The organism is Pseudoduganella violaceinigra DSM 15887 (assembly GCF_000425385.1).
Classification (GTDB): domain Bacteria; phylum Pseudomonadota; class Gammaproteobacteria; order Burkholderiales; family Burkholderiaceae_D; genus Rugamonas; species Rugamonas violaceinigra.
The window spans coordinates 151,497-165,321 of sequence record NZ_KE384356.1 but is presented as its reverse complement, the minus strand read 5'-3'; the positions used below and the strand labels follow the sequence as shown (position 1 = coordinate 165,321).

At 66.2% G+C, this 13,825-nt stretch carries 13 protein-coding genes; 6 read left to right on the top strand and 7 right to left on the bottom strand.

The features are described 5' to 3' along the window. The first annotated feature begins 66 nt into the window (after positions 1-66). The 5 genes from prsT to pepA all read left to right on the top strand — a co-directional run bounded on the left by prsT (position 67) and on the right by pepA (position 6,648). A complete protein-coding gene (prsT, locus tag H597_RS0117325) occupies positions 67-2,841 on the top strand; it encodes an XrtA/PEP-CTERM system TPR-repeat protein PrsT (RefSeq protein ID WP_083941156.1) in 2,775 nt (924 codons plus the stop codon). A gap of 88 nt (positions 2,842-2,929) precedes the next feature. Next, on the top strand, positions 2,930-3,682 hold the full coding sequence (locus H597_RS31370) for an N-acyl amino acid synthase FeeM domain-containing protein (protein WP_229632199.1): 753 nt from the start codon (positions 2,930-2,932) through the stop codon (positions 3,680-3,682). 5 nt (positions 3,683-3,687) lie between these two features. Continuing rightward, a complete protein-coding gene (locus tag H597_RS0117315; RefSeq protein ID WP_028103238.1) occupies positions 3,688-4,563 on the top strand; it encodes a ThiF family adenylyltransferase in 876 nt (291 codons plus the stop codon). Continuing rightward, positions 4,560-5,633 carry a nitroreductase family protein gene (locus tag H597_RS0117310; protein WP_028103237.1) on the top strand — a complete coding sequence of 358 codons (1,074 nt, stop codon included), beginning with the start codon at positions 4,560-4,562 and terminating at the stop codon, positions 5,631-5,633. The genes H597_RS0117315 and H597_RS0117310 overlap by 4 nt, the downstream gene beginning before the upstream one ends. A 160-nt stretch (positions 5,634-5,793) precedes the next feature. Next, positions 5,794-6,648, top strand: a complete 855-nt coding sequence (gene pepA, locus H597_RS0117305; RefSeq protein ID WP_154668148.1) for a flocculation-associated PEP-CTERM protein PepA — start codon at positions 5,794-5,796, stop codon at positions 6,646-6,648. A gap of 43 nt (positions 6,649-6,691) precedes the next feature. On the opposite strand, the gene H597_RS31365 is transcribed toward pepA, so the two are convergent. From H597_RS31365 to H597_RS0117270, 7 genes are all read right to left on the bottom strand, one after another. Then, positions 6,692-7,528 (bottom strand): lytic transglycosylase domain-containing protein, encoded by an 837-nt coding sequence (locus H597_RS31365; RefSeq protein WP_051293879.1) that lies wholly within the window; start codon positions 7,526-7,528, stop codon positions 6,692-6,694. Between the two features lie 38 nt (positions 7,529-7,566). Next, positions 7,567-8,700, bottom strand: a complete 1,134-nt coding sequence (locus H597_RS0117295; RefSeq protein WP_211232063.1) for a nucleotidyltransferase family protein — start codon at positions 8,698-8,700, stop codon at positions 7,567-7,569. Further along, positions 8,654-9,574 (bottom strand): HprK-related kinase A, encoded by a 921-nt coding sequence (locus H597_RS0117290; protein ID WP_051293878.1) that lies wholly within the window; start codon positions 9,572-9,574, stop codon positions 8,654-8,656. Before H597_RS0117290 ends, H597_RS0117295 begins: the two co-directional genes overlap by 47 nt. Beyond that, positions 9,568-9,804 (bottom strand): HPr-rel-A system PqqD family peptide chaperone, encoded by a 237-nt coding sequence (locus H597_RS0117285; protein WP_028103233.1) that lies wholly within the window; start codon positions 9,802-9,804, stop codon positions 9,568-9,570. Before H597_RS0117285 ends, H597_RS0117290 begins: the two co-directional genes overlap by 7 nt. Continuing rightward, complete coding sequence (locus H597_RS33390) at positions 9,801-10,418, bottom strand: hypothetical protein (RefSeq protein ID WP_028103232.1); 618 nt, start codon at positions 10,416-10,418, stop codon at positions 9,801-9,803. Before H597_RS33390 ends, H597_RS0117285 begins: the two co-directional genes overlap by 4 nt. 213 nt (positions 10,419-10,631) lie before the next feature. Further along, positions 10,632-11,255, bottom strand: a complete 624-nt coding sequence (locus H597_RS0117275; RefSeq protein ID WP_028103231.1) for an XrtA/PEP-CTERM system exopolysaccharide export protein — start codon at positions 11,253-11,255, stop codon at positions 10,632-10,634. Positions 11,256-11,324: 69 nt separating this feature from the next. Continuing rightward, on the bottom strand, positions 11,325-12,098 hold the full coding sequence (locus H597_RS0117270; RefSeq protein WP_028103230.1) for a S1 family peptidase: 774 nt from the start codon (positions 12,096-12,098) through the stop codon (positions 11,325-11,327). 190 nt (positions 12,099-12,288) lie between these two features. On the opposite strand from H597_RS0117270, the gene H597_RS0117265 reads away from it, so the two are divergent. Further along, positions 12,289-13,815 (top strand): XrtA system polysaccharide chain length determinant, encoded by a 1,527-nt coding sequence (locus H597_RS0117265; RefSeq protein ID WP_028103229.1) that lies wholly within the window; start codon positions 12,289-12,291, stop codon positions 13,813-13,815. Positions 13,816-13,825: the final 10 nt, after the last annotated feature.

Sequence of the window (13,825 nt, the reverse complement as noted above, 5' to 3'; positions counted from 1 at the left end):
AAGTATTGCAAGGCAAGCGGGACCGTGCCACCATCTATCTGTTAGCAATTTTTACAGTAGACGAACATGGCGACCCGCGTACCATCTCTGGCCATGGCGGCAGCCGTGGCCTTCTCCGCCAGCCTGCTGGCGGGAAGCTTGGCCGGCTGCCAGCAGCAGAGCGCCGAGCAGCTGCTGGCCGAGGCGCACAGCCAGTACCAGCACGGCGAGCGCAAGGCGGCGCAGATCCAGCTGCGCAATGCGCTGCAGCAGGCGCCCGACAATGCCGCAGCGCGCTTCCTGCTGGCGCGCGTCTGCTTCGAGCTGGAAGAATTCGATACGGCGGAAAAGGAAGCGCGGCGCGCGCTGGCCCTGCACCACCCGCAGGAGGAAGCGCTGGTGCTGCTGGCCGACATTCTGCTGGCGCGCGGCGCCTTCAAGCAAGTCCTGGACGATACCAAGGTGCTCGACGCCAGCGCGGCGCTGCGGGCGCGGCGCGGCCTCGCCCTGCTGGGCCTGAAGAAGCTGCCCGAGGCGCGCACCATGTTCGACGCGGCGCTGGCGTTGCAGCCGAAGAATGCCGACGCCCTGACCGGCCTGGCGCGCCATGCCGCCAGCAGCGGCGATACGGCGCAGGCCGAGCGTCTGGCCGACGCCGCCCTGGCCAGCGAACCGGGCAATATTGCCTCGCTCAGCTTCAAGGGGGAGCTGATGCGCGGCCTCAACCGTCCCCAGGAAGCGCTCAAGGCCTATACGGAAGTGGTGCGCCTGCAGCCGGGCCACCGCAGTGCCCATCTGGAAAAAGCCGTGCTGGAAATTGCCACCGGCAATTTCCAGCAGGCGCGCGCCAGCATGGCGGCGGCGCGCAAGGCGGGCGCCCAGCCCCTGCTGGTGGCCTATACCGAGGCGGCCATGAGCTTCGCCCAGCGCCAGTTCAGTGTGGCGCGCGACCAGGTGCAGGCCGTGCTCAAGGATGCGCCGGACCACATGCCGAGCGTCCTCATCTCCGGCATGAGCAATCTCGAATTGGGCAATTACAAACGCGCCGAGCAGGACTTGCGCAAATACCTGGCCAGCTACCCGGACAACGCCACCGCGCGCAAGCTGCTCGGCCTGTCCCTGCTGCGCCTGGACCAGCCCGCCGCCTGCCTGGAAACCCTGCACCCTTTGCTGGGCGTGCCCGGCGCGGATGTGGCCGTGCTGGAAATCGCCGGCCAGGCCCATATCCGCCTGAAGGAGTGGCCGGAAGCGGTGGCCCTGCTGGAACAGGCGGTGGCCCAGCAACCGGACAACGCCCTGTTCCGCAGCTCGCTGGGCACGGCCTTGCTGGCGCAAGGCCAGCAGGCGCGCGGACTGGCCGAGCTGGAGCGGGCGGTGGCGCTCGACAGCGCCAACCTGCCGGCCACCATGACGCTGGGGCGCACCCTGCTGGCCATCGGCAAACCGGGCCCGGCCCTGAAAGTGCTGGACAAGGCGGCCGCCGCCCACGGCAAGGAAGCCGATTACCTGATCCTGCGCGGCCGCGTGCTGCTGGCACAGAAGCAGCGTGCCGCCGCCAAGCAAGCGTTCACCGAGGCGGTGGCTGCCGCGCCGGCCTCCTACGCGGCGGTGTCGGCCCTGGCGGAAATGGCGATGCAGGACAAGGACCCGGCGGCCGCGCGGGCCCTGCTGCAGGGCCTGCTGGAGCGCGAGCCGAACAACCTGGACGCCCAGATGGCCCTGGCCCAGGTGGCGGCCGCCCTGAACCAGCCCGAGCAGGTGCGCAGCCTGCTCGAGCAAGCCGTGGCCAGCCATCCGTCCGACCCGGTGCCGGCGCTGCGCCTGGGCGAATTCCTGCTGGCGCGCGGCGAGGGGGCGAAGGCGGTCGCCCTGCTGCGCAAGTTGCAGGTCGAACATGGCGACAACGCCGTGCTGCTCGACATGCTGGCCAAGGCCCAGCTGGAAACGGGCGACGGCGCCGGCGCCCTGGACAATCTGACCAAGCTGGCGGCGGTGCAGCCCAAGGCGGCCCTGCCGCATTTGCGCATGGCCAATGTGCACCTGCAGCTAAAGCAAAAGGGCGCCGCCCTGGACGATGTGCGGCGCGCGTTGGCGCTGGAACCGGACAACGCCGGCGCCCTGCTGCAGCTGGCCGCCCTGCAGCTCGATGCCGGGCGCGCGGCCGACAGCCTGGCGCTGCTGCGCAAGGCGCAGAAACTCAATCCCGGCGCCGCCACGGCCTGGGTGCTGGAAGGCGATGTGCTGCTGGCGCAAAAGCAGAATGCGCAGGCGCTGGCGGCCTATGAGCAAGCCTGGCAGCGCGGCCAGTCCGGCGAGCTGGTGGTCAAGCTCGCCGAGCTGATGCGCCAGCAAGGCCGCGGACGCGAAGGCGATGCGCGCGTGGCGCAATGGCAGGCGGCCCATCCGCAGGACCCGGTCGCGCTGCTGTACACGGCGGGCGTAAGCCTGAACAACAAGGACTACAAGAAAGCCAGTGCCGAACTGGAAGAGGTGCTCAAGGTATATCCCAAGGCGGTGCCGGCGCTCAACAACCTGGCCCTGGCTTACCAGTACCAGCAGGATCCGCGCGCGCTGACGATGGCCGAGCGCGCCTTCCAGCTGGACAAGGACAATCCGGCCGTGGTCGACACCCTGGGCTGGATCCTGGCCGAGCAAGGCCAGCTCGAACGCAGTATTCCACTACTGCGCAAGGCGGTCGGATTGGCGCCGCAGGCGGGGGAGATCCGCTACCACCTGGCTCTTGCCTTGAGCAAGAACGGGGAAAAGTTATTGGCCAAAAAAGAGTTGCAGACGGCCTTAGCAAATGGCAATCGGTTTGCTGAGCACGATAGCGCACGCGCATTGCTGAGGCAACTTGAATGACCTATTATTGAACGGATGAGCCTGGCCCCCGCGCCGCAAACCAGGCCTATCGGTACCGACGGAGGTCACGGTGCCGGAGGAGGAAACGATGAATAGTTTAGTCACTCCTGTCGAGCGTGAGGCCCAGGCCCGCGCAAGCGACAAACATGCGCGCGCCACAATCGAAGACCAGCTGCCTGCTGACATGGAGGACTTGGTTACCGATGAGAAGTCATTTGGTATACGCATGATAGACACCCTGGAAGGCCGCAGCAAAGCAAGTCTGCTGATCAACAAAATGTACTCCTGGCGCGGTTATTCGGGCACGCACAAACTGTCCGACGACCCCAACCGGATTACATTGTCGGCCAGTAACCAGGGCGAGGTGGTGGGCACGCTCACGCTGGGCATCGATTCCGAGATCGGCATCATGGCCGACGAGATCTTCAAGCCGGAAGTCGATGCCTACCGCGCCAAGGGTGCGCGCGTGTGCGAAATCACCAAACTGGCCTTCGACAGCGAGGGCACCAAGGAGCAGATGGCCTCGCTCTTCCACCTGGCCGTGATGTATGCGCGGGACTTGCACAACTGCACACACATCTTTATCGAAATCAACCCGCGCCACCGCCGCTTCTACGAAACCATGCTGGGCTTCCAGCGCCTGGGCGAATTGCGCACCAACCCGCGCGTCGATGCCCCCGCCTATCTGCTGGTGGTCGACCTGGACTTCGTCACGCGGGAAGTGCAGCGCGTGGGCGGCAAGGGCGCCGCCGCGGCGGCCGCCGAGCGTTCCTTTTACGCGATGTTTTATTCCCCGCGCGAGGAACAGGGCATCCTGCAACGCTTGAAGAATATCCAATGACTGCCATGGCGCCGGTCTTTTCCTACGAGCAGGCCTTTGGCCGCAATATCGGCTGGGTCACGCCGGACGAGCAGCAAGTGCTGCGCGGCAAGCGCATTGCCATTGCCGGCATGGGCGGGGTGGGCGCCGTCCACCTGCTGACCCTGGCGCGCCTGGGCGTGGGCGCCTTCCACGTGGCCGACTTCGACACCTACGATATTCCCAACTTCAACCGCCAGGCCGCGGCCTTCATGTCCACCGTCGGCCTGCCCAAGGTGGACGTGGCGGCGCGCATGGCGCGCGATATCAATCCCGAGCTCGATATCCGCCTCTTCAAGGAAGGCGTCAACGAGGGCAATCTCGAGGCCTTCCTGTCCGGCGTCGACCTGTATGTCGATGGCCTCGATTTCTTCGTCTTCGCCACGCGCCAGATGCTGTTCAACCAGTGCACGGCGCGCGCCATCCCGGCCACCACGGTGGCGCCGCTGGGCATCGGCGCGGCCTGCCTGAATTTCCTGCCTGGCCGCATGAGCTTTGAAGAGTATTTCGGCTGGGGCGACCTGCCCGAGCTGGACAAGGCGCTGCGCTTTCTGATCGGCCTGGCGCCGGCCGGCCTGCACCGGCCCTACCTGGTGTGGCCGCAGGCCGTCAACCTGAAGGAACGGCGCGGCCCCTCGACCATCATGGCCTGCCAGCTGTGCGCCGGCATCGCCGCCACCCAGGCGCTGAAGATCCTGCTGGGGCGCGGCGAACTGCTGTGCGCGCCGCGCGGTTTCCAGTACGACGCCTACCGCGACAAGCTGGTGCGCACCTGGCGCCCCGGCGGCCACCGCAACCCCCTGCAGAGCTTGGCGCTGGCAATCGGGCGCCGCGTCTATGCGCGCGCCTTGGAGACGGCATGAACCGACAAACCCTGGAAAGCATCCTCGACCTGGCGCGCTGGGCGCCCAGCGGCGACAATGTGCAATCGCACGAATTCGAGATCGCCGGCCCGGACCACGTGGTGGTCTACGGCCACGACACCAGCGCCGACACGGTCTACGACCTCGACGGCCACAGCAGCCAGCTGGCCTTTGGCGCGCTGCTGGAAACCATGGCCATCGCCGCCACCGCCCATGGGCTGGCGACGCACTGCACACGGCGCCAACTTGCTGACGAGAAAGACCGGACCCGCTGCGCCTTCGACGTGCGCTTCAGCCCCGATCCGGCCATCGTGCCCAGTGCCTTGCTGGACGCCATTCCGCGCCGCTCGGTGCAGCGCCGCCCGATGCGCACCACGCCCTTGAGCGACGCGCAGCGGCGCGAGCTGGAAGCGGCGGTGGGGCCCGGCTACCGGCTGCGCTGGCTGTCGACCTTCGGCGAGCGCTGGCAAGCGGCGCGCCTGATGTTCCACAACGCCAAGCTGCGCCTGACCATGCCGGAAGCCTACGAGGTGCATGCCCGCATCATCGACTGGGGCAAGCAGTTCAGCGAGACCAAGGTGCCGGACCAGGCGCTGGGGGTGGACAACGCCACCCTCAAGCTGATGCACTGGGCCATGCAGAGCTGGCAGCGCATGGCGCGCATGAATGCCATCCTCGGCACGTCGGCGGCGCGGCTGCAGATGGATTTGCTGCCCGGCCTGGCCTGCGCGGCCCACGTGGTGCTGCTGGCGGACCAGCCGCTGCGCAGCATCGACGATTATGTGGCCGGCGGGCGCGCCGTGCAGCGCTTCTGGCTGACCGCCACCCGGCTCGGTTTCTTCATGCAGCCGGAAATGACGCCGCTGATTTTTGCGCGCTACCTGGACGCCGGGCGCGAGGATTTCACCCGGGTGCGCGCCATCGTCGACGCCGCCAAGGCCCTGCGGCCGCGCACAGCAATGATGGCTGGAAACGACGGTTTCCCTGTGTTTATGGCGCGCATCGGCGCGGGGCCGGCACCGGCGGCGCGTTCGATTCGCAAGCCGCTGTCAGTACTCTTACGCAACTAATGTCGGAGATTTTTACAGGATCGCGTGATTTTTCATGTTGTCCATTTGCAAACACTGTAAAAACAATGACTTAGAGCAGTGGCACGGAAGCTGCTACGTACTTGGATGTAGAACGCTACATACGATGTGAATCCAAGGAGAACAGATAGTGAAAACCACCATGACTAAGTTGTATTCGGTACTGGGCGGGATTGCCCTGGCCGGCGCTGCACTGTTCAGCAATGCAGCACAAGCAGCCCAGCTCGACGACTGGCGTTTGAACCTGCAGCCGCTGGGCGCCCCGATCAACACGGCCGGTATCGACAACCTGAACTTCAATGGTGCGAGCTTCATCCAGAACACCATTCCTGGCGGCCCGGCACCTGGCGCACCGTTCACCTTTACCGACAATGGCTTCTTCAACATCAAGACCATCAACGCCGGTGCGTCCCTGCCCTTGAACTTCAACCAGCAGCTGACTGCCCGCTATGTGGGCGGTACCGGTAGCGGCAACCTGGGCGGCAACTTCACCTTCAATGCCGGCGGCACCCTGGAGTTTTATTGGTGGAACGGCGTCGGCCCCGGCACCGCCTACGGCACCGGCTCCGCCAACGCCTACGGTTCGACCACGGGCGTGAAAATCGGCACCTTCACCCAGCTCGCGGGCGGCGGTGGCCAGATCGACGCCAACGGCGTGCCGCTGGACAATGGCGTGATCTCGCTGCAATTCGTGGCCACCAGCCTGATGGCCGGCGTCTGGACCGATGCCCTGGGTAACGACCTGCTGGCCGGCTTCACCCTGGGCTTCGTCACCTCGAACGCCCACCTCGATGGTTCGAATCCGATGGATCCGAACATGCTGAGCGCCTTCGGCCTGCCGGCCAATTACCATCAGAGCCCGCCGAACAGCCTGCTGACCCTGAACGGCGGCCAGTTTGCCCTGCAAACCCGCCAGGTACCTGAGCCAGGTTCGCTGGCCCTGCTTGGCCTCGGTATCCTGGGCGTGGCCGTGGCCCGCCGCCGCCGCGCCGCTTAAGCGCAGCGCGCCGTCCGAGAAACCGCCCGCAAGGGCGGTTTTTTTATTGGCGGCGGCAGGCGCTGTGCGGGCCGGCCGCCATCGGATGCGCCGGCTTGCCATACAGCGCGGCAATGCGCTGCACGTAGGCGCGCGTCTCGGCATACGGCGGCACGCCGCCGTACTGCTCGACCGCCTGTTCGCCCGCGTTATAGGCCGCCGCCGCCAGCTGCACATCGCCGCCGAAGCGGGTCAGCAGCCAGCGCAGGTAGGCCAGGCCGCCGCGCACATTCTGTTCCGGATTGAAGGCGTCCAGCACGCAAAAGCGGCTGGCGGTGGTGGGAATCAGCTGCATCAGCCCGCGCGCATTCTTCGGCGAGACGGCGTGCTGGTTGAAGCCCGACTCCACGGCCATGACGGCCAGGGCCAGGGCCGGGTCCACCTCGTACTGCGGCGCCAGCCTTTCCACCAGCCGGCGCAGGGCGGCCGGCACCTCGCGCAGCTCGGCTGCTGCGTCACCGGCCTCGACCAGCAGGGCCGGCTCCGGCGCCATGCAGGCGGGCAGGGCGGCCTGCGGTGCCGCGGCCAGCAGGCCCAGCATGTGCTGCGCTTGCGGATGGGCTTGCTCGGCGGCCAGGGCAAACAGGCGCCAGGCGGCGCCGTCGTCGTGCAGGACGCCGCGCCCGTTGGCATACATCCAGCCCAGCGCATACTGGGCTTGGGGCGCACCCAGGCGGGCCGCCTGGCAGTAGAGCGCGGCGGCGGCGGCGGGATCGCGCGCCACGCCTTCGCCATGTTCCAGTCGCAGCGCGCGGTCGATCAGGGTGGCGGCATTCTGTGCCGCGGCCGGCAGGGCCAGCGCGGCCAGCAACAGCATGGCGCCTTGCTTGGCAAGATCCATGCACCATTGTAGACCGGCAGAGTTGGCAGGCGCTGGCGTTATACGGCCGCGCCGGGCGAGTTTTTCGGTGTCAAAAATGCCTTGTGGAACAGGTGGCGTGCCAGGCGCAGCGGCGGCATGCGCAGCCAGTTGCCGCGCACATACAGCAGAAAGTCGGCCAGCTTGCCGCCGGCGCCGCGGCAGCTGGCATGGTGGGGCAGCAGGGCGCGCGTGAACAGGGCATCCATCAGGGCCTGCAAGGCGGGCGGCGGGCCGTCGCCCGCCATGGCGGCCAGCGTGGCCGGCGGCACCGGCGTGCCGAGCAGCAGGGCGCTGTAGCGTAGGCCGTAGCACATGAAGCGCTGCAGCTGCATCTGGCGCGCCCGCGCCGGCAGGGCGTCCCAGAAGCCGGGCTCGTGCGCGCCGAAATGGGTCAACAGGCGGTGCAAATCCCACAGGTCGCGCAAGCCCTTGTCGAACTCGCCGTCCGCGAACAGGTGGGTGGCGCTGTGCAGCACCATGTCCAGCGGCGCCAGCACGGCGGCGCCGGCCGGTTCGGCCAGGGGCCGCGCGGCGGCGCGCAGCGCATGCGGGTCGGGGCGCTGGGCGGCGCTGCGCGGCAGGATGGTGTGGTGCACGTCGATCGTGGTCTGGCGCAGCACATGGCTCATGGGCGGCAGCTCGTGCATCCATTCGCGGTAGTAGCGCTGGTCGTAGGCGTCATGCTGCTGGCCGGCCCAGCCGTGGCGCATCAGGGCCGCTTCCACCTGTGGCAGGCTGGCTTCCGGCACCAGGATGTCGATATCGGAAAACAGCCGCCCGGCGGCCGGCGGCAGGCCGGCGGCGGCATAGGCGCCGCCTTTCAGCAGCAGCAGCGGCAGGCCGAGCCCGGCCAGCGCCCGGCCGATCAGGCGGATTTCCCAGTAGGTGGCTTGGCGGTGGCGGCGCGCCAGCACGGCGCTCCAGGACAGCTGCTCGCGCGCCTGCGGCAAGGCCTGCGCCAGGACGCCATGCTGGTCCAGCCAGTCATGCAGGGTGGCGCTGAGGTTGGCTGTTTCCGCCTGCCGCAGCAGCAGGTCCCAGCCGGCCGGCGCCAGGGCGGCCGCTTGCTCCGGCGCGCGCAGGATGCGCAGCAGCAGCGGCCCGTCAGGCGGCAAAGGCATCGAGGCGGGCAAAGGTGTCCAGGGCTTCATCCAGCGCACTATAGCGGAAACGGAAGCCGGCGGCGCGCTCGACCAGATCGCCCAGCGCCGCGAAGCCGGCGGCGCCCAGCACGCTGTAATTGAAGCTGTTGCCGGCCAGTTCCATGAAGGTGGCGGCGCGCGGCAGCGCTTCCAGCGTGGTGGCGGCGCCCGCCTGGTAATGCGGGAACACGATCCAGGCCGGCAGCGCCGTCTCGGCGGCGCGCGCCACGCAGTCGCCCGGCGCGCGCATATGCGCCACCGTGCCTTTCAGGGTGTCCTGCACCGGCGTGCTGAGCACGGCGTCCGGCACATAGCGGCGGATGATGTCGATGGAGGCGTTCTTCAGGCTGATCGGGCGCGGGTTGGGCACCAGCAGGCCGCTGTCCAGTTCCAGCAGGGTCAGTTCGTCCGACAGCAGGCGCCAGCCGCCCTTGCCGGACAGGGCGGCGGTCAGGGTGCTCTTGCCCGAACCGGGCGGCGCCGGCAGGATCACGGCGCGGCCATTACGTTCCAGCACGGCGGCATGCACCATCAGGTAGCGGTGGGCGCGGCTCGAGACGCACCAGTTGAAGCCCCACTCGAACATGGGGAAGGCGTGCTGCAGCGGCATCGGCTGGAACATTTCATAGCCGTCGCAGGCCAGCCGGACTTGCGGGCGCAGCCAGCGGCGCGCCGAACGCGGACGCGCCAGCTTCAGGTGGAATTCGGCGAAGTCGTCGTCCTGCAGCAGGGGATAGCCGCCATACAGCAGGGCGATGCCGGCCGTCACGCTGGGCAGGTCGGCCTGCAGCCGTACCGTGAAGCGGCCCGTGCGCAGGCGCAGGCCGGCGCCCGCCAGGCGCGCGTGCAGCGCCTCCGGGGCCAGGCTGGCGACGGTCAGCATGCTTCCACCAGGTAGAGTTTCTGCAGCGCGGCCAGGGCCGGCGCCAGGTCGGGATCGGCCAGTTCATCGGGCGTGATGTCGCCGTCGCGCAAGGCGTGCAGCAAGTCCAGGGTGGCTTGGTCCAGCAGGTGGGTGGAACCGGACACGTCGTTGTACAGCACGGCCTGGCCGTCCCAGCTGCGGTGGCGCAGGGACTGGCCTGGCAGGATGCGCCAGGCCGGGGCCGTCAAGACATCGTTCCGCTCAGGTATTGCACGATCTGGGACGCGGTCCATTTCACGCCGGCGGTCGGCGTGTAATAGCCGTAGTCGCGCCACTCGTTCCAGATGGCGTTGAGCTGGTTGACGGTCAGGTAGCCGGTGTAGCCGGCCAGCACATTCAGGTAGGCGGCCACCAGGTGGGCGCCCAGGTTGTGCTTGTCCCAGCCGGCATTGCTGCCGAGGATCCAGTCCAGGGTGCAGGTATCCGAACCGTAGGTCTGCCCCATCGCCGCCGTGCAGGTAAACACGGTGCGGAATTTGGTGTTGGCGGTGGCGCCGGCCGGCCATACCTTGTTCGGCAGCGGCTCCTTGGGCGGCTTGCCCTTGCCGCCGCCGCTGCCCGCGGTATCGGCATTTTTCCAGAAACCGGGGGAACGCCCGGCACAGGCGCCGGGATCGACATTGCGCGCACTGACCAGGCCGGACTGGAAGCCCGACGGCCCGGCGCAAATCACGGCCGCCATGCCGGGTTGGCTATGGACGGTCAGCAGGACGCCGGATGCAGCGGCACCGGCGCGGGTAAAGCGGCGGCGCGCCGCGCCTTGGGCGCTCAATGGCTTGCCGGGCTGTTGTTCGTTGGCCACGTCTTGTCCTTGCGAATTGGTAGAAGGCAATTGCCCATATTACTTAGTGAACAAGCAAGTACCGTTCCAGATACGCGTTTCACCTAGGCAACACCTGAAGAATCAGGCGGTTAGCCATGTCAGGCAGGACTGAAAAGTATCCTGCCTGGCTATCATATCTTGAACTGTAAGAATTCTCGACACCCGCGGGCAACTTTCGCCCTAATACCAAGTTTAGAAGAAACTTTCCGGGACGACGAGGATATCGCCGGGGCGCATCGGCACATTGGCGGAAATATCCCCATCCTTGATCAGGTCGTTCAGCCGCACGGTGAACTGCTGCTGCTTGCCGTCGACCATGCGGATGATGCTGGCCTTGTTGCCGGCCGCAAATTCGGTGACGCCGCCGACCGCGATCATCACGTCGAGGATGGACATGTCGCGGCGATACGGCAGCGACTGCGGCTTGGCGGCCTGGCCGATCACGCGGATCTGTTCGCCGTACGTGCCGACGAAGCCGGTCACGATCACGGTCACCACGGGTTGCTGGATGAACTTGGCCAGCGCTTTTTCGATATCGCGCGCCAGCTCGGTGGAGGTCTTGCCGCTGGCCGGCAAATCTTCCACCAGCGGGGTGGTGATCTTGCCGTCGGGGCGCACCGGCACCACTTGCGACACTTCCGGGTTGCGCCAGACGATGATGCTGAGATTGTCGCCCGGGCCGATCAGGTAATCCGTTTGCGGAACGACGCCGGCATCGGCCGGGGCGTTGCCGTGGGTGGCGGCGCAGCCGCCCAGGCCCAGTGCGCCCAGCAGCACGGCGCTCGCGGCGACGAAACGGGCCAGCTTGGATTGCATCTTCACATTATTCTCCTTGTTTGCTTTTTAGCATTGCCGGTTATACCACGAGTCTTGCTAGTTTACCTTCTATTTCGGTATGCTGCCTTGTTGTAGCAATTCGCGTACATGGCGCACCGGGATGGCGTAGCTGATGCCGCTTGGATCGGTGATCGCGCTTTCCTTGGTGCCTTTGACCAGGGTCATATTGATGACCGCCACCACGGCGCCGGTTTCGGGATCATACACGGGGCTGCCGCTATTGCTGGGGTATGCCGTACCGTCCAGCTGGTAAATCGTGAACGGCGCGCCACGCTGCAGCTGCAGGGCGGCGCGCGGGTTCAGCCCGCGCGAGGTCGGGGTGGGCAGGATGGCCGGCGTTTGCGCCGCCAGCAGGGCGCGGTGGGTGACCGGGTTGAGGCCGAGCAGGATGCCGAGCGGGTAGCCGGTAAACACCAGGTCGCTGCCCTCGTCCAGCATATCGTTGCCGGCCAGGGTCAAGGCCGGCAGCGGGTTGCCGGTCAGGCGCAGGTGCACCAGGTCGTGGGCGCGGTCGATGGTGACCACGCTGGCTTCACGGAACTGCAGCTGGTCGCCCTTGCCGGTGACAATGCCGAGCGTTTCCAGCTTTTCGGAATCGAGCGCCGTCACCGCGTGCGCGTTGGTGATCACGGACAAACCATCGCCCACCACAAAACCCGTGGCATGGAATACGATGGCGGGACTGCGGGTGCGGTTGAAGGTGCCGATGCCCACCACGCTGGGCTTGACGGCGGCAATGGTGCGGGGCAGGGGGGCGGCAGGCGCGGCGGGACTGGTGCACAGCAGGCAGGCCGCCAGCAAAAGTGAAATCAGCTTGACCATGGGGTCTCCGGAATGGTGAATTTCCAAGTGGAAATGTTAAATTCTTTTCGTCATCAGCGCACAACAGGCATAAATTAATAGTAACAGGCAGCGTGTTCTGCTGTATGATAGAGATTAGATGTTATTTAGGCAATATTAGAAGTCGGTATTGCGACAGTTTGCCTGTCTTAACCAAGGATGAGTGATCGAGATGGCAGAATTAATGGCCTTGCTGTTGACCTTTCTTAAGGCAATCGGAAAGTACCGCTGGTATGCAGTAGCAATCGCCTGGCTGGTGGCCATCGTCGGCTGGGCCGTGGTGTACCGCCTGCCGAACGATTACATGGCGTCGGCCCGCGTGTATGTCGATACCCAGAGCATTCTGAAACCGCTGATGTCGGGCATGACCACCACGCCCAATGTGGAACAGCAGGTCATGTTCATGCGCCGCACCCTGATCAGCCGTCCCAATGTCGAGCGCGTGTTGCGCATGGTCGACCTGGACATCAAGGCCAAGGATCCGAAGGAACACGAGAAGCAGATCGACGAGCTGATGACGGCCATCAAGGTCATCGGCACCGAGCGCGACGATATCTATACGATTTCCTACAACAACGAAAATCCCAAGCTGGGCAAGGACGTGGTGCAGTCCCTGCTGACCATCTTCGTCGAGGGCTCCTTCGGCGGCAAGAAGCAGGATTCGGAAAAGGCCGTCCAGTTCATCGACGACCAGATCAAGATGTATGAGGAGCGCCTGGCCTCGGGCGAGAACGCGCTCAAGGAATTCAAGATCCGCAATATGGGCTTGCTGCCGCGCCAGGGCACCGACTACTCGAGCAACCTGGGCGACCTGTCGGAAAAGCTGGCCCAGGCCCGCCTCGAACTGACGGAATCGGAGCAGGCCCGCAATGCCATCAAGCGCCAGATCGCCGGCGAAGATATGGCGCCGTCGAGCGACCAGGCCAATATCAGCAATCCGGAAATCGACGGCCGCATCGCGACGCTGGAAAAACAGCTCGACACCCTGCGCATGCAGTACACCGAGGAACACCCGGACATCGTCTCGTCCAAGCGCCTGATCGCCACCCTGCAGCAGCGCAAGAAGGATGAGGCGAAGAAACTGGCCAAGAGCAGCGACCCGGGCCTGGCCTACAGCCCCATGCTGCAGCAGATGAATGTGGCGCTCTCGGTGGAAGAGGCGCGCGTGGCCTCGCTCAAGGCCCGTGTCAGCGAGTACTCGGCGCGCATGGAACGCATGCGCTCGCAGAGCACGGCAGCGCCGGAAGTGGAAGCCCAGCTGGCCCAGCTCAACCGCGACTACGCGATCAACAAGGAAAACTACGAGAAGCTGGTGCAGCGCCGCGAGGCGGCCAAGCTGTCCGGCGACCTGAGCTCGGCCACCGACATGATGAGCTTCCGCGTGATCGACCCGCCGAACGTGCCGCAGACCCCGGTCGGCCCCAACCGCGCGCGCTTCTATTCCATCGTCTTCGTTGCCTCCCTGCTGGTGGGCCTGGGCAGCGCATTCCTGATGAGCCAAGTACGGCCCACTTTCCTCAGCCAGCACAGCCTGCGCGAAGTCACCGGCGTGCCGATCCTGGGCAGCATCGGCATGAACTGGACCGAAACCCAGAAATCCTCGCGCCGCCGCCGCCTGTACGGCTTCGGCCTGGCGGTGGCCTCGCTGTTCACCGCCTTTGGCGGCGTCATCACCGTTACCTTGCTGCGTGCCGCCTGAGCCCGCAACA